Raw genomic sequence first — 20,611 nt, 5'->3', positions numbered from 1 at the left:
CAGCTGAAATTCTCAAATGCAAGGCCGCCCGAAATTGTCAGGCGCTTTCGAAACTTAGTGGCGGCTGGCCGTGGCCGCGGAATAGGGTGCAAGTGCCGCATCGATCGCGGCGAGGCAGAGATCGCGAGCCCGCGGGGCCACGCGTCCTGTGACGACATCAGGATAAACACGGGCCAGATACTGACTGATCAGCGTTTCCGGAATTTGATCGGGAAGTCCCGCGATCAACGCATCTACCGCGCTGGAAGCCCGCTCGTCCGGCCAATAGTAGCGAATTCGATCGCTGTAGCTGAAATGGCGCTGCAGACGTATTTCGTCGAACGAACCGGTGTAGTGACCCGCCCAATGCTGCGGCTGGGTCAGCATGATCGCCTCCATCTCGGCATGAAGGCTGTCCGACCCGCCATCGAGTGCGTGCCTGATAGCGTCGAGCCCGTACAGCGCCTCGCGCAATGCGAAGGTCAAGCCAGGGCCGACCTTCAGGATGGCGAAGCCGTCCTCGACAAGAGCCGAAAGCTCGCAGCCGGTCTGGTAGTCCGTCGAGTGCGCCTCGAAGAGAAGTCCCGGCATCCGGAAAAGTGTGGATGCCAGTCCCTGGGTGCGATCCGGTTTGTACAGGACGACATTGGCGTTCCCGAACTCGACGCCCGGCTGTACGACGATACCGATCACCCGGTCCATCGCCGACCCGACGCCAGCCTTCTCGAAGGCCGTTGCGTGGATATCGAGCGTCTTCAATGCCGCTTCGGGGTTCGTCACCTCGAGTTCTTCGATCGCGTGCGTCGCACCGCCGGGGGGAGGGACTTCAGTGCCTATGACATAGACCGGCGGGCGCCGCCCATTGCGGCGCGCCGTCTCCTCCGCGACGCTTGCCAGACGTGCTGCCCTTTCGGCGGTCACTTCATCGTCAAGTGCCGCCGGTTCTCCCGCGCATCCCATCGACGTGTCGAGATGGAGCTTCTCGAAGCCGGCTTCGACATAAGCCGCGACCATCTCTTCTGCTCGCGCCATCGCTTCGTCCGCACCCAGCTTCTTCCAGGGATTGGGACCGAGATGATCGCCACCGAAGATGATGGACTCCAGCGGAAACGCGACCTCTTTGGCGATCCGCTCGATGAACCGCCGGAAGGCAGCTGGCGTCATTCCGGTATATCCGCCTTCCTGGTTGACCTGATTGCACGTGGCCTCGATCAGAACCACAGCGCCTTCCATCGTCGCCCGTCGCAAGGCGGCTTCGATCACGAGCGGATGGGCTGAGCAGACCGACGTGATACCGCGGGGCAGAGTGCCCTGGCGCGTGCCGAAGAGCTTGGAGAAGGCACTCGTGCGGTTTTGATCGAGAATGTCGGTCATGCCAGCGTCACAACTTTTGTCAGGTGCCGTGGCGATACAGTGTCGATGCCTCTCGATTGCGCGACACGCTCACCGAGGATCTGCAGGGCGGGGAGAACGACGAGTGCTGCGACCGAGAGATCGGCATCAACAGGCAGTTCGATATCGCCAGGGCCGCCGAGGCCGATGACGATGGCTCCCTTTTCCCGGAGCTCTTCGACGAGCTTGGCTTCGGCATCCTTCTGATCGGGGCTGTAAAGCATGATGACCGCGGTCTTCTCATCGACAAGGCTGATCGGGCCGTGTCGATATTCGAGCGGATGGAACGGCTGCGTCAGGACCTGGCTCATTTCCATCAGCTTAAGCGCGCCTTCTGCGGCAATGCCGAAGAGCGGACCGCCGCCGAGAAAGACGAAATGGCTGCGATCCAGAACGCGTTTGCTGAGGGAAGTGTCGAGCGCATCGGCGAGCTTGATTGCGGATGCGACGGTCGATGCCGGGATCGTATGGCCGATCATCTGCAGACCGAGCAGCAGCATGAGACTGGCCGAGACCGACATGACGATGCCTTCTTCGCGGTGGGTCGGCGAGGCAACGACGTTGTCACTGCATTTCGCAAGCGAGCTCTCCGCCTCGACGGTCAGGGCGGTGACGAAGGCGCCGTTCTCGCGGCCCTTCCTGGCGGCGGCGACCGTCTCGGTCGTTTCTCCGCTGCGTGAGATCGCAACCACATGCGTGTTTTTCCACTCGGGCCAGAAGAATGACGGGCGATTGAGCCATTCGGCACCGGGTACGGCGATTGCGCGGCGTCCCGCACTGTTCGCATAGGCTGCCAGCGACATGGCGAGATAGTAGGACGTTCCGCAACCGACATAGACGAGCACATCGTCACGCGCGGTCGCGGCGTTTGATCCTAGCGCCTTCTCCCAGAAGGGGAACTGTTCGCGGATGACTTTTTCGGTCGTGTTCATGGTGGCTCCGATTACTTGACCGAGCCGGCCAGCAGACCGCTGACGAGGTATCGGTTGAGGAAGATGACGACGAGGGCCGGGATGACGATCGCGATTGAACCGCTGGCCGTGATCAGCCCGTAGTCGATGAAGTTTTTCGTGACGAACTCGGGAATGAGAACAGTCAATGGCTTGGTCGCCTGCGGCGAGAAGATGAGGGGCACGAGGTATTGTCCCCAGGCGCCGAGGAAGGTGAGGATCGCCGCGGCCGTGAGACCTGGGCCGGCGAGCGGCAGCACGATGTTGAAGAATATGTAGAGACGTCCCGCGCCATCGAGCTGTGCGGCCTCCTCCAGTGCCAGCGGCAGTGCCTCGAAGACGCTGCGCAGCAGCCAGAGCGAAAGCGGCAGGTAAGCCGAGACATAGATCAGAGCGACGCCGACATAGGTGTCGACGAGATGCATCTTGATCATGATCTGGTAGAGCGGGATCAGCACGGCATAGGCGGGGATCGCCAGCGTCGCGACAACAAGGCCGAAGAGTGCGTTGCGGCCAGGGAAACGCATGCGGGTGAAAGCATAGGCACCCAGCGCGGAAATGGCCACGCATAGCAGCGTTGCTGCTACCGATGTGACGACGCTGTTTAACAGTGCCGCGCGAAACTGCCGCCATACCTCCACGCCGCCGATGCGGTCGACGTTGATGCCGAGCAGGCGGGAATAGTGGTCGAAGGTAAAGTGCTGCGGGAAGAAGTGGATCGGCCTCACCGAGAAGTCGTCCGTCGGCGTCACGGAACTGGCGATCGTCCAGTAGATCGGACCGAGCGACCAGATCAGCAGCACGGCGACGCCGATCCATATCAGAAGGCGATAGAGAAGGGTGGGTTTCATCAGTCGAACCGTGTGTTGCGATAGACCTGAAGGACGTAGATGAGCGAGACGAGAAGCGAGACGAAGGTGATGACGACAGAAAGCGCCATGCCGTAGGAGAACCGCAAGTTCTGGAAGGTCTCCAGATAGATCTGCACGAGGATCGGGCGCGTCTCGAGACTGGACCCGGCAAGAACCCAGGCTTCGTCGAATAGGTTGAAGGCGTTCACCGTGGCGTTGGTCATGGCAACCGCAATGGCGCTGCGAACAAGCGGAAGCGTAACGAGCGCGAACATCTGCGGACGCGTCGCGCCATCGATGCGCGCTGCTTCGTAAAGATGCGAGGGAATGCTCTGCATGGCCGCGAGAACGATGACGATCGTCAGGGGCATCATCCGCCATACATGCACGACGGTGACGGCGATGATCGCGCTCGTCCGATCGTTGAACCAGACGTGGTTTTCGAACGGAAGCCCGAGCGACGTGAGGATGCCGTTCAGGAGACCGGCGCCAGGCTGATAGATCCACAACCAGATCACGGAGTTGACGACACCCGGAAGCGCCCAGGGCAGGATGACCGCGGCAAGAACCCACTGCCGACCGACCCTCAGCTGATTGATCAGAGAGGCGGCGAGCACGCCGAATATCGTTTCCGCGAGCACGGCCAGTACGACATAAATGAGGGTGTTGACCCAGGTCGTGCCGAGCTGCGCGTCGGACAGCATGCGCGTGTAGTTCTCAAGCCCGACGAAGGGCCTGCCAGCCTGCATCGGGTTCACCCGGTGGAGGCTGTCCCACAGCGTTCGCGCCATCGGATAGAAGACGAGCGCCGCCATGGTGATGAGGATGGGGGAGACCAGCAGCACCCCCAGAGTGGTGTCGGCATTTGAGCCGACACCCTTCTTGGCTGCAGTCTCCTTATAGGCGACAGCGGTCATTGCGCCATCGCCTGCTTGGCGGCGTAAGCGATGCTCTCGACAGCCTGGTCAACCGTCATCTGGTCCTTGGCAGCGCTGTTGATCGCGGTGTTCACGCCGCTGGAGAACTGCGGATACCACGGAGGCGTACCCTGCGGGAACAGTGCCTCGACCGTCTTCGACTGCGCGACGAGCGCATCGCCGCTGTTCAGCTTGCCTTCCGAGTTAAGCTCGGCCAATGCCGACGTACGGGTCGGCAGGAAGCCGTTCGCTATGTTTTTCTTCTGGAACTCGCGGCTCGTGAACCACTTGACGAAAGCAACGGCCGCTTCCTTGTTGGGCGAGACGTTCGGGATCGCCAGAGCTTCCGGCAGACCGAAGCTGCGGGTCTCGCCGCTCTCGGTCGGCACCAGGATCGCTTCGACCTGGCCGGCCACCTTCGACTGCTTGGGATCGTTCATCTGTCCGAGACGGCCGGGCTCACCCGAGATCATGATGCTGGTGAGGCCCTGGGAGAACATGCCTTCGTTGATCTGGCTGTCCTTGAGGCCGGTGGAGGCCGGATCAACGAGACCTTCCTTCAGGAGCATCAGTTCGAAGGCCAGCGCCTTGTAGCCGGCGGAATCAGGCTTGGTGAAGAGCGGGTTGAAGTCCTTGTCGAACAGTTCACCGCCGAATGCCTTGGTCAGGAGGTACCAGCTCGTCGAGGCGCCTTCTGTTGCAGACACCGGCAGGCCGATCGGATAGGTGGCGATGCCCTTTTCCTTGATCTGCTTGGCGGCTGCCACCAGTTGGTCGAGCGTCTTCGGGGTTTCGGTGACGCCGGCGTCGGCGAAGTGCTTCTTGTTGATGAGCATCACGCGGAAGTCGTTCGTATAGGGCACGCCGAGCAGCTTTCCGTCGACCGTAAAGATCTTGGCAACGCCGATGTCCTTGACGGAGTCGGCATCAATCACGTCGTTGAGCGGCATGTACCAGTCGGCTGCTGCGAACTGGCCGGTCCAGGACCAGTCGAATTCCGTCACGTCGGCCGGCGCCGTGCCGGCAACCAGCGCTGTCACCAGCTTCGGTCGGATGTCGTCCCACGACAGCGTCTGCAGGTCGACATGGATGCCGGTCTCTGCTTCGAACGCGGCTGCGATGTCGGGCCCCTGCGGCGACGGCATCAGCACGGTAATTGATTGCCCGGCGAGCGGTTTGTCTTGCGCCGCGGCGGGAAGAGCAACAGCCAGGGCGGCTGAGGCGAGCAGTGATAAGATTGTTCTACGCATGGTTCCCATCCTTCTTTGTTATCAAGGCTTTACATTATTTTATTGCGCAAACGCCGCTTTTGCCGATGCGGCGACGTGCCCGATCCAGCCTTCGTCTGTGGGCCAGTCGAGAAGTTGGGCGGCAGCGAAAAGCGCTCCGCCGATCGGTGGTAATTTCGGAGCAATCGGTGGGCGGCCGATACGTCGCTCGAGCGCCTTCCGGAGCACTGTGCTCCGGAACGTACCGCCGGCAAAAGTCCAGTCGGCTCTCGGCTCGCAGTGACCGGCAATCGCGCAGTGGTGCTTGGCGAGTTCGTTCGCCGCAAGGTCGAGCAGGCCAATGGCCGCGGCGTCTCCGCCGAGCGCAGTGCGATCGACCACTGCGGACAGGGCGGCAATACTTGACCGGTTCGCACATGACGTCGCCCAAGCACCGAGGCTGTCCATCAGGTCGGCCTGATCGAGCCCAAGATGATCGAAGACCGCCTTGGCCAAGGCGGTCGGCGGCAGGCGTCCATCAAGGCTCTGGCTGATCACGTTGAGTGCCAGCCGGCCAATCCAGTAGCTGCTCCCTTCGTCGCCAATGACGTCGCCCCAGCCGCCGGTTCGAGCAGGCTTGCCCTCGGCGTTGCGGGCCCAGGCCATGGATCCGGTTCCGGAGAGGATGAGAATGCCGGACTTGCCAGCCAGTGCGCCGAGGTGAGCTGCATCGACATCGTTAAGGACGCGTGTCCGCGCATTCGGAAAGGCTTGTTCGATGGTCTCTTCGAGAAGGAGCGAGAGATGGGCGACCTCTCCGTAGACGGGCAACGCTGCCGCGACAGCGGTCAGGCGCTTCTCGCGGCGAAACGGCTCGATATGCGTCTCGAGTTCGGTCCGCCAATCCGGGTTGTCCATGGCGTTCACACCGCCGGCCAGACCGGTGCGAAGGATGCGTCCGCTGCGATCGGCAAGCGCCACCATCATCTTGGTGCCGCCGCCATCGATGCCGAGGATCAGATCTTCGCTCAAGACTTCGCTCCCTGATCGGCAAAAATGGTCTCGACACCCAGATCAATGAGCTGTGCACGCCAGTCCTTTGAGAGATCAGCGTCGGTGATCAGCTTGGCGCTGTTTAAGGGAGCAACCTTGTAGGTCGCCGTCGTGCCGAACTTCGAGGAATCCGCCAGGACGAACCGATTGCTGGATCGCGAGAGCATCTTCCGGTTCAGGCTCGATTCGGCGCTGTCCACACTGTAGATCGCGCCATCGCCGCTCACCGCGCTTGCACCGAGAAACAGCTGGTCGAACCAGATCGTTTCCAGCATGGCTTCGGCCTGCGGACCAACCAGCGATGCGTTTTCGCTGCGCAACTGCCCGCCGAGAAGGACGACGTCAAGGTTCGGGACGTTCATGAATTCCTGCGCCACGATCAGGCCGTTCGTGAAGATGCGCAGCGGCATGGGATCGATGCGGATCAGCTTGGCAAGCTGAAGCACCGTCGTGCCGGCATCCAGGAAGATTGCGGTCCGTGGAGACAGGCGCTTATAGGCAGCATTCGAGATCGCTCGCTTGGCGCCCAGCTGACGTTTTTCGCGCTCCTGAAACGCCAGTTCGACTGAAGACCCTTTGGCGATGCGGGCGCCGCCGTGAACACGATCAATCGCACCAGCCTCCTGCAACAGCTGGAGATCGCGCCGCACGGTCGCAAGCGATGCGCCGACGGCATCCGCGATGTCCTGGATCGTCGAAAAGCCGTTGGCATAGAGATGGCTGCGGATGAGACCCTGCCGATCAGTCTTGAGGCCGCCGCTCTGGTTCAAGGCAGGTTCCCTTTTGGCTATCTAATTTCACTCAGATTTTCATTTGGAAAGATCAATGTCAATCATCATTGTGATGTTTTTTGATCGTTTTGTTTACGTGTAAAGAAAACGGCGCCTCCGGGAAGGCGCCGCTGATGAAGGGGTAGGGCTTGGTCAGTGATACTTGGGCAGCAGGTCACCGTGTTGTTCGATCAGATCGTCGACCATGTGCCAGATCTCGTCAGGGGATAGTTCGGCCGATGTGTGAGGATCGAGCAGGGCCGCCTGATAGATCCGGTCTCGTTTCCCGGTCAGCGCCGCTTCCACGGTCAGTTCCTGCACGGAAATGCTCAACCGCATGACGGCGGCCAGCTGGGACGGGATCCTGCCTATGCGGGTCGGCTGGATGCCATTGCGATCGACATGGCAGGGAACTTCCACAATGCATTCCGGCGGAAGATTTTCGATCATGCCGTTGTTCGGCACATTGCCGTAGATCAGCGCCGGTTTCCCGGTTACCGCCGCGTGGATGATGCCGGCCGCATATTCGTTGCTGCGGCACACCTCGATCGGCTTGCCGCCTTCGAGCTCCTGGCGCAGCGCATGCCATTCGGCGATCTGCACCTCGCAACGACGGATATATTCGTCGAGCGGAATGTTGAGCTGCTCCACCATTTCCGGCCGCCGATCCTTGATGTACCAGGACGTATACTCCGAGAAGTGCTCGCTGGATTCAGTGACGAAGTGGCCGAGCCGTTTCAGGGCGTCGAAACGGACCCGGTCGTCGGTGGGAACCTTGCCCTCGGCGGCAAGCGCCTTGAGCCTCGGATACAGGTCTTGGCGGCCACCATTGGCGTCGACCTTCTCGTACTTGAGAAAGAACGCGATGTGATTGATCCCGGCCGAGAGGTAGTTGATGCCATCGATGTTTTCGCCGAGGCAGCTGGCAAGATGCTGCGCGGTGTGCTGCACACTGTGGCAGAGGCCAACGTTGCGGATGCTCGGCGCGATTTCTTTTATAGCCCAGCAGTTGATCGCCATCGGGTTGACATACTGCATCAGCAACGCATTGGGGCACACCTCCTCCATGTCGCGGCAAATCGCCTCGAGGACCGGGATTGTTCTGAGGCCCCGGAAGATGCCCCCGATGCCGAGTGTATCGGCGATCGTCTGTCGCAGGCCGTACTTCTTCGGCACCTCGAAATCTGTGACCGTCGCTGGCTTGTAGCCGCCGACCTGCATCATGAGAATCACAAAGTCCGATCCTCTTAGCGCCTGCCGACGATCAAGCGTCGCTTCGATGCGCACCGAATTGAGCTTCAGCGTCTCGCATATGCGTCGCGCAACGATCTCCGATGTCTTTAGACGTTCGGGGTCGATATCGAACAGGCTAATGACATAGTCGTGCTTCGATGGCGTCGACAGGACGTCGCCGAGGATGTTCTGGGCAAAAACGGTGCTTCCGGCTCCGACAAGGCAAATTTTCGGCATGTGGTTCTCCTCTGGTGGGTCGAACCGTAATGCCTCTTCCAATCGGGATTTTCTTCCTGCAAAAAGCAAAAGAATTCTCGGATCGGAGCAATCGTCTATGAGCGGGGGGAATAGCACAGCAGAGAAGTGGGTCGGATCGCCGCGCGATTTTCTAATCGAGCAACATGTGGCCGATACGATGACATCGGCGCATTGGCATGATCACATAGAGATCAACCTCCTGCTCGAGGGATCGATGACCTACCTGTTCAACGGGAAGCAGGAATATGTCGAGGCCGGGCGCCTTGTTCTGTTTTGGGCGGCCATCCCCCACCAGACCATCTTCGTCACCCCGCAATCGCCGCTTGTCTGCGTCTATCTCCCGCTCGTTGATTTTCTCGCGATGCCGATCGAAACGAGCGCAAGACAGGCGATTTTGCAGGGGGCGTTCATCCACGAGCCTAATCCTTCCGATGGCGCCTCGGGTGCCCGCTGGCTCGATGAGTGGGGCCGTGGCGATCAAGCGTGGCGGCAACTGGTGACCGACGAGGTCAGGCTGCGTGTGCGGCGGCTGATCCTGGATCATGCGGATGTCGGTTTCGATCGCCGCGAAGCGACGGCGTTGGCAGGACCCGGCATCAGGTACACGCAGGTTCTCACTGACCTGATCAGCACGCGCTATGCGCAAGCGCTGACACTCACCTCGATCGCGAAACTCGCGCGCGTTCATCCAACGACGGCAAACCGGGCATTCCGCGATGTGCTTGGAATTTCTGTGATGGAATATCTCACGCGTTTTCGGCTGGCTCGCGCGATGCAACGGCTGGCCGAGACGGACGATCCAATACTGGAGATCGCCCACGACTGCGGCTTCGGCTCGGCCGCGCGCTTCTACGACATATTCAGGAAACGGACTGAAACAACGCCACGCCAGTTTCGTCTCATGACGCGATCGGGGTAGGTTGGGACCTTGCACAGTGCTAGTGTTGGGACTCCGCACAGTGCTATTGATGCCTGCAAAGCGATGTCTCAGTGACTGCCGAGCGCACAATTGGGCGGTTTAGTTTCGACTTGGAATTTTTCCCAGCTATCGTTGGCCGAAACTGCACCCGTGGCTAAAATTACCGCTTGCCCTTGGCCGCAAGTTTCTTGGCCTGGGCTTTGGTGGTATTCGCGAGCAGGCTTGGCCAACCTAGCTGCAAGATGAAATTGTGTACGTTCAATGCGCCACATGTGATGAACTTGCCGGAACGAAATCCCCTCTCGCGCTTATTGCTTGAATCCATACCGGAGACCGCGATAGTCGCTTAGTATGCCTGTCGCCTCATGGGCGACCGCCAACGTTTCAAGCCATCCGGCAAGTTTCTCTGGGATTTCTTCTTCGCCCGATTCCCACGCATCAACCAGTGCGAGATCGCATTGCAGCAGACTCGCCAGATTCATTGGTGTCCAGCGGATATGGAGAAGGCATTCGGTAAAGCGCGCAGGGGTCATCGGCTCACGATTCAGGCTCCGGTAAGCCTTGCCGAAACAGAGCTTCTAGTCAAGTTTCCGCATCACATCGACTGATATCCGCCATCTGCTAGCCCGACATTTTAAAGGCATGGGGCGATCGGGCCCAGGCGCAGTCAAGTGGTATCCGGCCTCAAAAACGTCATGCGCGAAGTCGCAACGTCGTGCCCAATTGCAACACCGCGTTCAGGCTGATGTCAGTAAATGAGGTCATCGGGATCGATTGGCGGAAGGCAAGTCTCAAATTCTGAGGTCTTCCACGTTGACCGTTGCGGAGACATTGAGTTGATTGAGACTAAATCCATACGTGGCGCGCAGGTTTTCCGACCTGAAATTGGAAGCGTTATGCTCTGTGTGTTGGCGACGGCTTATGTGCTGATCGCCACAAACAAGACTTTCTGGTGGAAGGCGCTTGGGTATTTTGCCGCCGATCACTTCGCATTCGCTCTCTTCGTTCTTGGCATTGCCGCGGCCAGCATGGCTGTAGTCACAGCCTTCTCTGCGAAGTACGCAACCAAGCCGTTTCTGATCTTCTTGATAGTTTCCGCTTCAGCGGCATCGTGGTTCACGGATGAATTCGGCGTGACTGTGGACAAGGAGATGATCCGAAACGCCGCGGTTTCGACAGGCGCAGAAGCGGGGCATCTGATTACCGCGAGATTTGGCCTGCATCTTTTCCTTACCGCTGTCCTGCCATCGCTGCTCATCCTTTGGGTTCGGGTTCGGCATCGGCCCCTTCTCCAGAAGCTTGCGCACAATACAGCCGTCATTTTGGCCTGCGTCGCGGTCTTTGCGGTTGTGGGCCTCGGAGACTATCGGACATTCGCTGGAGTAGGGCGTGCGCACAACGACATACTGGATACGCTCAACCCCTTTGCCCCGATCACCAATGCAATCAAGTTTGCCGTCTCGTCCGGGCAGGATGCCAATGTAGTCGCTCATCCTCTGGGATCAGACGCCCACGTCGTCAACAGCAACGGAACGGGCAAGCCCCGAGTGGTGATTGTCGTTGCTGGCGAAACAGCAAGGGCGGACGATTTTTCGCTCGGCGGGTACCAACGCGAGACGAATCCGGAGCTGGCGAAGCGGGATGTCGTGTACTTTCCGAACACAAGCAGCTGCGGCACGGCCACTGCAGTATCGCTGCCATGCATGTTCTCGGTCTACCCCAGGACCGAGTATACGCACCGCAAGGGTCTGGAAACGCAAAACCTTCTTGATGTTTTCGTCCATGCCAAGGTGAATGTCACTTGGCTCGACAACGATACTGGAAGCTACCATATCACGGACCGGGTTCCTTACGAGTTTCTCCCGGATTCGGCGGACCCACGGTTTTGCAAGGACGGTGAATGCCAGGATGCCATCCTCCTTGACAGGGTCGATGGTTGGCTCGACCAGGTAAAGTCGGACAGTGTCCTTGTCCTACATCAGCTCGGGAGCCATGGTCCGGCCTACTACGCGCGATACCCCGAGGCTTTTCGTCGCTTCAAGCCGGACTGCCGCGCCGATGATTTCGGGAGCTGCTCGCCTGAAGAGATCAGGAATGCTTACGATAACACTGTCCTCTATACCGACCATGTGGTTTCCACTGTTATCGAAAGGCTGAAACAACGGTCTGACCGGTTTGTCACATCCATGGTCTATGTCTCCGATCATGGAGAGTCATTGGGGGAAAATGGCATCTACCTGCACGGCGCGCCCTATATCATTGCGCCGCCGCAGCAGACACATGTTCCCTTCATGGTATGGCTGTCGCCAGAATTACAGACGACGGCCGGCTTCGACATGGCATGTTTGGCAAGGACGGCACGCGGTCAACACTCCCACGATAATTTCTTCCACAGCCTCCTTGGCCTGATGGACGTTGCCACCAAAGTCTACCGGCCAGAGCTCGACGTCTTCTCAGGCTGCAGGAAGGAACGCACGCACGTCGCCAGCGCTGATACGAACGCGGACGGGCGGGCACGCACGTTCCGATCCCCTTCGGCGCCTCTAAGTTCGGGTGGCCGACGATCTAGTTGAGGGTCGCGATGGCGCCGGGTCGGCGGCGGCCATATCTGCACTAAGGTCGAAACGTCACAACGGAATCGACGAATTTTTATTGGTCAGCGCATGCGCAGTTCGACCGTTTTGCCGGGTCGCGTCATCATCGAGTTTATGCCGCGAGAACGTGAAAGCCGAATGGCACTTAACGCTGGCGGCCGAGCGCAAATAACAACGCTGTTGGTGCGGGCCGAAAGCCGGCCCGCACAGGACTTTCACGCCGCCCGCTTGAGCGCTTCGCTGATCGTTGAAACAATTTCGCCGATCTGGGACTTCTCAATGATCAGGGGAGGCGACAGGGCGATGATGTCGCCGGTCACTCGGATCAGGAGACCCTTCTTGAAGCAGTCGACGAAGACGTCGTAGGCGCGCGTTCCCGGAGCACCGTCGCGCGGTGCCAGTTCGATGGCGCCGACGAGACCCAGGTTTCTGATGTCGACGACATGCGAGGAACCTTTCAGGGAGTGGAGCGCCTCCTGCCAGTGTTCGGCGAGTTCGGCGGCGCGGGTCAGAAGGCTCTCCTCCTCGTAGATTTCCAGCGTGGCAATGCCCGCCGCGCAGGCGACCGGATGTCCCGAGTAGGTGTAGCCGTGGAACAGTTCGATCGCGTTTTCCGCGCCCACCATCAGTCCGTCATAGACCTCGCGACTTGCAAAGACCGCCCCCATCGGAATGGTGCCGTTGGTGAGGCCCTTGGCGGTCGTGACGAGGTCGGGGACGACGTCGAAATAGTCGGTGGCGAACGGAGTTCCGAGGCGGCCGAAACCGGTGATGACTTCGTCGAAGATCAGCAAAATGCCGTACTTGTCCGCGGTCGCGCGAAGTTTCTGGAGATAGCCCTTCGGAGGAAGAATGACGCCTGCCGAACCCGACATCGGTTCGACGATGACGGCGGCGATCGTCTCTGCTCCGTGGAGCTGGACGAGGCGTTCCAGATCGTCCGCCAGTTCGACGCCGTGCTCTGGAAGGCCCTTCGAGTAGGCGTTGCGTTCGATATCCAGCGTATGGCGCATGTGGTCGGCCGGGATCTGCGGGAACATGCGGCGGTTGTTGACCAGGCCGCCGACCGAAATGCCGCCGAAGCCGACGCCGTGATAGCCCTTTTCACGACCGATGATCCGGGTACGGGTTCCCTGGCCGATGGCGCGCTGATAGGCGATCGCGATCTTCAGAGCGGTGTCGACTGACTCCGATCCGGAGCCGGTGAAGAAAACCCGGTCGAGCCGGTTGTCAGGTCCGCCGGGCGCGATCTTCGCAAGCTTTGCGGCGAAGTCGAAGGCGATGGGGTGGCCCATCTGGAAGGTAGGGGCGAAGTCCAACGTCGAGAGCTGGCGCTCGACCGCCTGGGAGATCTTCCTGCGCCCGTGGCCGGCGTTGCAGCACCACAGGCCGGCGGTGCCGTCCAGCACCCGGTTACCGTCAACGTCGGTGTAGTACATGCCCTCGGCCGAGGCGAGGAGACGCGGCGCAGCCTTGAACTGGCGGTTCGCGGTAAACGGCATCCAGAGGTTATCCAGCACCGGTTCGTTCTTAATATTGATCTGATCCATCTTGCCCTCCTTCGGCGTCACGCAGGTTTCAGTCATTTCAGATTTCCGAACAAGCCCTTTTCTTCCGCGGCGTAACCCATTGAAATTGATGTGGCTCGGTGTATTGTTTTGGCTATCTTGAACAACGCGAACACTCGCCCATGACGTTTGATATCGGAAACCGGCTGCGATACGTCCGGACCGCACACAACCTGTCGCAACGCGAGCTTGCGAAGAAGACCGGCGTGCCGAACTCGACGATCTCGCTGATCGAGTCGAACAGCACCAATCCGTCTGTCGGAGCTTTGAAGCGAATCCTTGACGGCATCCCGATCGGCCTGGCCGAATTCTTCGCCATCGAACCGGAGGCGCCCAAAAAGGCGTTCTACGCGGCCGAAGAACTCGTGGAAATCGGAAAGGGGGGCATATCCTACCGACAGGTAGGAGAGAACATGTTTGGAAGAAACCTTCAGATCCTGAAAGAGTGCTACCAGCCAGGCACAGACACCGGAAAGGTGCCGCTCGTCCACGAAGGCGAGGAGGGCGGCGTCGTTTTGTCCGGAAGGCTCGAGGTCACCGTTGACGACGAGCGGCGAATCCTTGGACCCGGCGACGCCTACTACTTCGAGAGCAGGCGTCCGCATCGGTTCAGATGTATTGGTCCCGTGCCGTGCGAGGTTATCAGCGCCTGCACGCCTCCGACCTTTTAATCACTTTGCATCATCTGCTGCGAACTGGTCGACGTGGAGCACGAACTCTGAATGGCTGCCGTCGGGTTGTCGCTATTCGGCAGCCTTCATAGGTCCTAGCGCGACATCCGTCGTATAGTTCTCACGCATGAAATTGATGAAGTTGTCTTGAAACTGCCTTGTGTGGGCATGCGCCAACTCATCTGCCAGATCGACATTACGATCGCGGATCGCCTCGAACATCTGGTTATGTTCGTCCGTCAGGAGATAACCCTCGTGCGTCCTCTCGAGATATTCGAAATGCAGATGAAGCATGCGCTGGCCCTGGGAAAGAAGCTTCTCGTAGAAGGACGCGAGGTATTGGTTCTTGCCGGCATAGGCGATCGCCATGTGGAACTCCTTGTTGGCTTCCGACATGGCGAGATGGTTTCCGGTCTTGACCGCCGCCGCGAACGCCTTGTCGCGTTTGGCGATGACCTTGAGATCGGCGTCAGTCCGTAGCGCTGCAGCCAGACGCGTGTTCATCCGTTGCGCGATATCGAGCGCTTCCACGTACTTGGGGAACGTCGCCACCTCGATCGGGGCGACGATCGTGCTGCGGTTTGAAAGGGTGACGACCAATTCGTCAGAACCGAGCCGGATGAGCGCTTCCCGCACCGGAGCGCGAGACATGTTGAAACGCTCGGCAAGGGTTGTCTCGTCAAGGAGCTGCCCTGGCGGGAGAGCGAGCGAAAGGATCTCGTTCCTCAGGCTTTCGTATACGCTTCGCGAGCCGGTTCCACGCGCGCGTTTCATTTCGGTCTCGTCAGACACTTAGGTCCCTTTCCTTCGCAGGTGCGGTATTGGGCCAGAAAATCCGGCTGCTCGCAATGTAATTTTTCTGCTTGACTTTGTCGACACGCTGTTGACAAAATAACCTCAGTCGACACCAAGCCGACAGATAAAAGCAAGAAAAGCGGCTTCAGCCGACGAGTGGAACAACGCGCTTCGCGCACAGCAAAGAGGAATGCCGATGCTTTCGAAGATGATTACGTCCGCCATGCGGGCGCTGCCCGCGCTCGCCCTTTTGGCAGGCATGTCCGTCACCTCTGCTCACGCCCAGACTGCCGAAGGATATTGGCAGGGCGTACAGAAGGCAGGCGTTCTGAAATGTGGTGCGGCCGTCGCCCCGCCATACATCATGCGTGATCCTGCAACCGGCGAATACTCGGGCTTCTACGCGGATCTTTGCCGGGAATTCGCCGATGCCCTGAAGGTCAAGCCGGAGTTCGTCGATACCACCTGGGACAACATTGTAGCGGGTCTGCAAGCGGGTAAATGGGACGTCTCCCTGGCGCTCAACCGGACGCCAGCACGGGCCATGGCTGTACAGTTCTCGATCCCGGCGATGGAGTATCAGATCTCCCTCGCTTACAACAAAAACAACCCAAAGGTCCCGCAGGGCGCGAGCTCGGTCGCGGATATCGACAAGGCGGGCGTGACGCTCGCCGTCATGTCCGGCACCGCGCAGGACAAGGCAATCTCGGCCGCGGTGAAGACCGCGACCATCATGCGCCTGCCTGGCAACGACGAGACGCGCATGGCGCTGACGTCCAAGCGTGCCGACATCCTGGTGGACGCTTCCGACACAAACCTGCTTCTGACGCAGGCCAATCCGGACTGGGCGGTCGCGCTTAGCCCGACGCCGGCGCTCGCCAAGCAAGGCGTGTCCTTCGGTCTGCCGCACGACATGTCGGCTTCCGACGTCGAAGTGGTCAACATCTTCCTGGAAGAAAAGGTGGCGACCGGCCACGTCGACGAGCTGATCAAGAAGGCCGTCGATCAGGTCCTCAAGGGCTCGAACTGACCATCGCAGCAGCGCCGGCGTTAAAGTCGGCGCTGTCCCGCACTCGATGTGAACCGAGATCGGCCATGACCATGTCTTTCAGTCTTCCTCTCGTAAAAATGCAGGCGCTGCACAAGAGCTACGGCGATGGTGCAGTCCAGGTGCTCAAGGGCATCGATATCGAAATGAAGCCCGGCGACCGCGTCGTGGTGATCGGCCCGAGCGGCGGCGGCAAGAGTACTTTGCTTCGCGTCATGATGGGCCTCGAACAGATCGACAGCGGCACAATCAGTTTCGACGGGAAACCGTACATCTCTTCGGAAGGACGCGGTAAGAAAACCGCAATCGACACGAACGTCCGCCGATCGATCGGCATGGTGTTTCAGCACTACACGCTGTTCCCTCATCTTAGCGTCATACAGAACCTGATGCTTGCGCCATGCAAGGTTCGCGGCGAACCGAAGGCGAGGGCGCAGGCCCGCGCGCAGGCACTCCTTGAGCGGTTCGGCTTGGGCGCAAAAGCCAAGGCTTACCCCGCCCAACTATCCGGTGGCCAGAAGCAGCGCGTCGCCATTGCACGTGCCTTGATGCTTGATCCGAAGCTGATGCTGTTCGACGAGGTGACTTCTGCGCTCGACCCGGAACTTGTCAGTGAGGTCGAGCAGGTCATCATGCAGCTTGCCTCCCAGAACATGCCGATGATGATCGTGACGCATGACATGTGGTTTGCCAAGAACATCGCATCGCGCGTGATCTTCTGCGCCGGCGGCGTCGTCGTCGAGGACGGCCCTCCCGAACAGGTGCTGGGTTCTCCGAAGGAAGAGCGCACCAAGGAATTCATCGACCGCGTCTTCCACATCAAGCAATAGGAGGTGGCGATGAACTACACGTTCGATTTCAACTCCATCTCCTTTGGGCCGCTTTTGCGGGGACTGGTGGTTTCGCTCGAGCTTACCGTCGCTGCGAACGTCATCGGCATCGTCGCGGGCTTTGGCCTCGCCCTGCTGCTGATGAGCCCGTACCGGCTCCTGCGCATGCCGTTCATGCTGTTCGTCGAGTTCTTTCGGTGTACGCCGGCGATCGTCCAGATCGTCTGGATCTTCTACTGCGTGCCCATGCTGTTCGATGTCTTTCTCGATCCGATAACCATGGGGGTGCTGGCGCTCGGGTTGAACCTGACGGCCTTCAACGCGGAGGCTTACCGCGCATCGATCCAGGCTGTTCCGAAGGAACAGATCGACGCCGGCATCGCGCTCGGTCTCAATCCCTGGCAACGCGTTCTCTACATCGTGTTTCCGACTGCCTTTCGCGCCTCGGTCCCCGTGCTTCTGACGAACGGCATCGTCATCTTCCAGCAGAGCGCGCTCGTCGCCATCGTTGCGATCGCCGATCTCATGTACGAGGCGAAGTCGCTTGCGACGGAAACCTATCGTCCGATCGAGACCTTCACCGTCGTCGCTCTCATATACTTCGCGGTCTCGTTCCCCGTCACCCAGATCGTCGGCCTGCTCGAACGCCGCCGCCAACAGCTCGCAAGCTAGGAGGTTCAAATGTCGCTTGATTTCTCCGTCCTCGCCCGGTTCGAACATGCGCTTCTTCTCGGGCTCATGACGACATTGGAGCTTACCGTCGTCTGCATCTTGCTGGGATGCACGCTAGGCTTCCTGGTAGGACTCGCACGGACATCAAGCAGCACCGTCCTTCGCCTGATCTCGGGAACCTACGTCGAGTTCTTCCGCGGCACGCCTGTGCTCATCCAGCTTTTCTGGATTTTCTTCTGCCTGCCTCTGATCCTGGGCGTCGAACTTTCGAACTTCGCTTCCGGCGTCATCGCATTGACCCTCTACATGGGCGCTATCACCAGCGAAACCTTCCGGGCGAGCCTCAAGTCTATCGGCCCTGAGCAGAGGGATGCATGTGTTGCACTCGGTCTGCCCCCGCGTGTTCAGGTGACGAGCGTTATTCTGCCTCAAGCGGTGCTGCGCGCGATCCCGACGCTTCTCTCGAACTGCGTCAGCCTCTTCAAGGAGAGCGCGCTGGTTTCGGCCGTCGGCATGGCCGATCTGATGTTCGTCGGCCAGAACATATCCAACAACACGGCCCGGCCAGTCGAAGTGCTGACCGTCGTCGCCCTGATCTACTTCGTCATCGCCTTCCCGTTGACCCGAGCAGTCACGCTCGTCGAGGGACGCATCCTCAAGAAACTCGCAATCTAGCGGTCCGTTACAGGAGATTATTCCATGAAACTTTCCGGCGTCATGCCAGCTCTCATCACCCCGTTCGACGCGAATGGAAAGGTCGACTTCAAGGCCTACGAAAAGCACCTGTCCGCGCTCCGTGCGGCCGGTGTCACCGGATGGGTCCCGATGGGATCGACGGGCGAATATTCCGCCCTTTCCAACGACGAGCGCCTGGAAGTGCTAAAGTTCGTCAAGGACTTCGCGAACGAAGACGAAATCCTGATTGCCGGCACGAACGCGCCCGCGACCCGCGAAGTCATCGAGAACACCCTCGCGGCCAAGGAGATCGGTTATGATACCGTCTTGCTTGCCACCCCGTTCTACACGCGACCGACGCAGGACGAACTTCTCGCGCACTTCCAGACGGTGTTGAAGGAAACGGACGTCAACCTTGTGCTCTACAGCTATCCCTACAAGGACGGTGTGGAGATCGGTTTCGACATTCTGGACGCTCTTGCCGACGATCCGCGCGTGCTTGGGATCAAGGAGAGTTCCGGTTCGCTCCAGCGTGCCATCGATATCCACGCCCGCTACAACGGCCGCATCGATCTCGTCTCAGGATCCGACGACATAGCGCTCGACTTCATGTTCTGGGGGGCCAATTCATGGATCTGCGGGCCTGCCAACTGCATGGCAAAGGCCTGCGTCGATCTCGACCGCACCTTCCGTTCAGGCGACCTGAAGGCCGCGCGGGAAAAGATGATCGTCCTCTACCGCGCCATGAACATTCTGGAGAGTGGGAAGTTCGTGCAGAAGGTGAAGTACGGCTGCGAACTCCAGGGGCTTCCAGTCGGCATCACCCGTGCTCCTCTCGGAGAGCTGACCGCTGAAGAAAAGGCGGAATTCAAGGGCGCGATGCAGCCGATCCTGAACTGGTAAGAGATGCTGTCGGCCGGGGTCGAACCTCCGGCCATCTTCTCTAGATCGAGGAACTGAATTGGCTCAAACCATCGTCATCGGTGCCGGGATCATCGGCACAGCAATCGCCTATCAGCTACAGCGACGTGGCGAGACGGTCGTGCTCTTGGACCGGAACGCTCCGGGGACCGGCGCGTCCTACGGCAACATGGCCAGCATCGCCGTGACGGAGTTCATGCCGGCATCCCGTCCAGGGATCTGGGCGCAAATGCCTGGATGGATGCTGGATCCCGAGGGGCCGGTTCGAATTCGGCCCTCCTACATGCCGAAGCTCATACCCTGGTTCCTTCGCTTCGTGTCCGCTAGCCGTCCTTCGAAGCTTCGCGAGCTCGAGGCGGCGGGCGCCGTCCTATGTCGCCGGGTCTACCAAGACCTCGACGCGCTGCTCGCCGAAACCGGCCTCCAGTACATGATCTCCGCCGAGGGCTGCCTCAGCGTCTATACCGACGAGGCGGAGTTCAAGGCCGACCACGAACATATCGAAATTCTTGACCGCTTCGGTTTCCGCTACGAAGTCATTGGCGGGAACGCAATTCGCGACCTCGAACCCGCCGTCACGACAAAGATCGGCAAGGCGGTGCTCTTCCCGGATAACAGGTCCATCGCCAATCCCTACGCGCTCGTCGTCGCGCTTGCGGACCAGTTCAGGAAGCTTGGTGGTTGCGTTGAGAGAGGCGAGGTAGTGAGCTTCGAACACGACAGCGCAGGCGTTAATGCCGTGCGCATGCAGGATGGCCGAAAGCTGCAGGCGGGCAGGGTAGTCCTTGCCGCGGGCGCCTTCACCGGGCGCCTTTCTGCCATGCTCGGCGAGCCAATTCCGCTTGAAACAGAGCGGGGCTACCATACCCAAATCCAGGCGCCTGGCGTCTCCATGCGTCATTCGCTGATCTGGCCGGCGCGTGCCTTCATGGTGACGCCGACCGCAGGCGGCATTCGTGTCGGGGGCACCGTCGAGATGGCGGGGCTCGATGCGGCCCCGGACTACCGTCGCGCGAAGGTGCTGGTGAAGAGAGCAAAGGAAGCGCTTCCCGAGCTGAAGGTCGAGGGCGCCTCGGAATGGATGGGCCACCGTCCCGCAATGCCCGACACGGTACCGGTCATGGGCCCTTCCGCCAAGCGGTGCAACGTCTGGTACGCGACGGGTCACGGACATCTCGGCCTGACCTACGGCGCCACCACCGCCCGTCTCATGGCGGATCTCATTACGGGCGTAACGCCGCCTGTCGACATGAAACCCTATCGCGTCGATCGGTTCTGATCCGATTACGACCAACGAAAGCAAGGGA

Annotated in this window: 20 protein-coding genes; 9 read left to right on the top strand and 11 right to left on the bottom strand. The window is 59.9% G+C overall.

Going from position 1 to position 20,611, the window contains the following annotated elements; translation table 11 throughout:
- Nucleotides 1–54: 54 nt before the first annotated feature.
- The 8 genes from ASC97_RS20090 to ASC97_RS20055 form a co-directional block, all read right to left on the bottom strand.
- Nucleotides 55–1,353, bottom strand: a complete 1,299-nt coding sequence (locus ASC97_RS20090; RefSeq protein ID WP_057470122.1) for a D-tagatose-bisphosphate aldolase, class II, non-catalytic subunit — start codon at nucleotides 1,351–1,353, stop codon at nucleotides 55–57.
- Complete coding sequence (locus ASC97_RS20085) at nucleotides 1,350–2,303, bottom strand: SIS domain-containing protein (RefSeq protein ID WP_057470121.1); 954 nt, start codon at nucleotides 2,301–2,303, stop codon at nucleotides 1,350–1,352. The genes ASC97_RS20090 and ASC97_RS20085 overlap by 4 nt, the downstream gene beginning before the upstream one ends.
- Nucleotides 2,304–2,314: 11 nt before the next feature.
- Nucleotides 2,315–3,172 (bottom strand): carbohydrate ABC transporter permease, encoded by an 858-nt coding sequence (locus tag ASC97_RS20080; RefSeq protein WP_057470120.1) that lies wholly within the window; start codon nucleotides 3,170–3,172, stop codon nucleotides 2,315–2,317.
- Nucleotides 3,172–4,089, bottom strand: coding sequence for a carbohydrate ABC transporter permease (locus ASC97_RS20075; protein WP_057470119.1), 918 nt, complete (start codon nucleotides 4,087–4,089; stop codon nucleotides 3,172–3,174). Before ASC97_RS20075 ends, ASC97_RS20080 begins: the two co-directional genes overlap by 1 nt.
- Entirely contained in the window at nucleotides 4,086–5,339 is a 1,254-nt protein-coding gene (locus ASC97_RS20070; RefSeq protein WP_057470150.1) for an ABC transporter substrate-binding protein, read from the bottom strand. The genes ASC97_RS20075 and ASC97_RS20070 overlap by 4 nt, the downstream gene beginning before the upstream one ends.
- A 39-nt stretch (nucleotides 5,340–5,378) precedes the next feature.
- Nucleotides 5,379–6,329: an N-acetylglucosamine kinase gene (locus tag ASC97_RS20065; RefSeq protein ID WP_057470118.1), complete on the bottom strand. Its 951-nt coding sequence runs from the start codon at nucleotides 6,327–6,329 to the stop codon at nucleotides 5,379–5,381.
- Entirely contained in the window at nucleotides 6,326–7,120 is a 795-nt protein-coding gene (locus ASC97_RS20060; RefSeq protein ID WP_057470117.1) for a DeoR/GlpR family DNA-binding transcription regulator, read from the bottom strand. Before ASC97_RS20060 ends, ASC97_RS20065 begins: the two co-directional genes overlap by 4 nt.
- Nucleotides 7,121–7,273: 153 nt before the next feature.
- Complete coding sequence (locus ASC97_RS20055) at nucleotides 7,274–8,590, bottom strand: alpha-glucosidase/alpha-galactosidase (RefSeq protein ID WP_057470116.1); 1,317 nt, start codon at nucleotides 8,588–8,590, stop codon at nucleotides 7,274–7,276.
- A 97-nt stretch (nucleotides 8,591–8,687) separates the two neighbouring features.
- On the opposite strand from ASC97_RS20055, the gene ASC97_RS20050 reads away from it, so the two are divergent.
- Nucleotides 8,688–9,530, top strand: a complete 843-nt coding sequence (locus tag ASC97_RS20050) for a helix-turn-helix domain-containing protein (protein ID WP_057470115.1) — start codon at nucleotides 8,688–8,690, stop codon at nucleotides 9,528–9,530.
- A gap of 308 nt (nucleotides 9,531–9,838) precedes the next feature.
- Here the strand turns inward: ASC97_RS20050 and ASC97_RS33180 are convergent, their stop codons facing one another.
- The gene (locus ASC97_RS33180; protein ID WP_082530086.1) at nucleotides 9,839–10,063 is read right to left on the bottom strand and encodes a hypothetical protein; all 225 of its coding nucleotides are present in this window, start codon (nucleotides 10,061–10,063) and stop codon (nucleotides 9,839–9,841) included.
- Between the two features lie 321 nt (nucleotides 10,064–10,384).
- Here ASC97_RS33180 and ASC97_RS20040 point away from each other — a divergent pair, with 321 nt between their 5' ends.
- Complete coding sequence (locus ASC97_RS20040) at nucleotides 10,385–12,103, top strand: phosphoethanolamine transferase (protein ID WP_274534162.1); 1,719 nt, start codon at nucleotides 10,385–10,387, stop codon at nucleotides 12,101–12,103.
- A gap of 236 nt (nucleotides 12,104–12,339) precedes the next feature.
- Here the strand turns inward: ASC97_RS20040 and ASC97_RS20035 are convergent, their stop codons facing one another.
- On the bottom strand, nucleotides 12,340–13,674 hold the full coding sequence (locus ASC97_RS20035; protein WP_057470149.1) for an aspartate aminotransferase family protein: 1,335 nt from the start codon (nucleotides 13,672–13,674) through the stop codon (nucleotides 12,340–12,342).
- Nucleotides 13,675–13,814: 140 nt separating this feature from the next.
- On the opposite strand from ASC97_RS20035, the gene ASC97_RS20030 reads away from it, so the two are divergent.
- Entirely contained in the window at nucleotides 13,815–14,363 is a 549-nt protein-coding gene (locus ASC97_RS20030) for a cupin domain-containing protein (protein WP_057470113.1), read from the top strand.
- Between the two features lie 72 nt (nucleotides 14,364–14,435).
- On the opposite strand, the gene ASC97_RS20025 is transcribed toward ASC97_RS20030, so the two are convergent.
- Nucleotides 14,436–15,155 carry a GntR family transcriptional regulator gene (locus ASC97_RS20025; protein ID WP_057470112.1) on the bottom strand — a complete coding sequence of 240 codons (720 nt, stop codon included), beginning with the start codon at nucleotides 15,153–15,155 and terminating at the stop codon, nucleotides 14,436–14,438.
- Nucleotides 15,156–15,354: 199 nt separating this feature from the next.
- Between ASC97_RS20025 and ASC97_RS20020 the strand changes: the two genes are divergently transcribed.
- The 6 genes from ASC97_RS20020 to ASC97_RS19995 all read left to right on the top strand — a co-directional run bounded on the left by ASC97_RS20020 (nucleotide 15,355) and on the right by ASC97_RS19995 (nucleotide 20,583).
- On the top strand, nucleotides 15,355–16,188 hold the full coding sequence (locus ASC97_RS20020) for a substrate-binding periplasmic protein (RefSeq protein ID WP_057470148.1): 834 nt from the start codon (nucleotides 15,355–15,357) through the stop codon (nucleotides 16,186–16,188).
- 65 nt (nucleotides 16,189–16,253) lie between these two features.
- Nucleotides 16,254–17,036, top strand: coding sequence for an amino acid ABC transporter ATP-binding protein (locus ASC97_RS20015; protein WP_057470111.1), 783 nt, complete (start codon nucleotides 16,254–16,256; stop codon nucleotides 17,034–17,036).
- A 9-nt stretch (nucleotides 17,037–17,045) separates the two neighbouring features.
- Nucleotides 17,046–17,708 (top strand): amino acid ABC transporter permease, encoded by a 663-nt coding sequence (locus ASC97_RS20010; protein ID WP_057470110.1) that lies wholly within the window; start codon nucleotides 17,046–17,048, stop codon nucleotides 17,706–17,708.
- A gap of 9 nt (nucleotides 17,709–17,717) precedes the next feature.
- Complete coding sequence (locus tag ASC97_RS20005; RefSeq protein ID WP_057470109.1) at nucleotides 17,718–18,383, top strand: amino acid ABC transporter permease; 666 nt, start codon at nucleotides 17,718–17,720, stop codon at nucleotides 18,381–18,383.
- Nucleotides 18,384–18,407: 24 nt separating this feature from the next.
- The gene (gene dapA, locus ASC97_RS20000) at nucleotides 18,408–19,286 is read left to right on the top strand and encodes a 4-hydroxy-tetrahydrodipicolinate synthase (protein ID WP_057470108.1); all 879 of its coding nucleotides are present in this window, start codon (nucleotides 18,408–18,410) and stop codon (nucleotides 19,284–19,286) included.
- Between the two features lie 58 nt (nucleotides 19,287–19,344).
- A complete protein-coding gene (locus ASC97_RS19995; protein WP_057470107.1) occupies nucleotides 19,345–20,583 on the top strand; it encodes an NAD(P)/FAD-dependent oxidoreductase in 1,239 nt (412 codons plus the stop codon).
- Nucleotides 20,584–20,611: the final 28 nt, after the last annotated feature.

The sequence above is a fragment of the Rhizobium sp. Root1203 genome (assembly GCF_001424945.1).
GTDB lineage: Bacteria > Pseudomonadota > Alphaproteobacteria > Rhizobiales > Rhizobiaceae > Rhizobium.
This window is presented reverse-complemented; position numbering and strand designations above follow the sequence as displayed.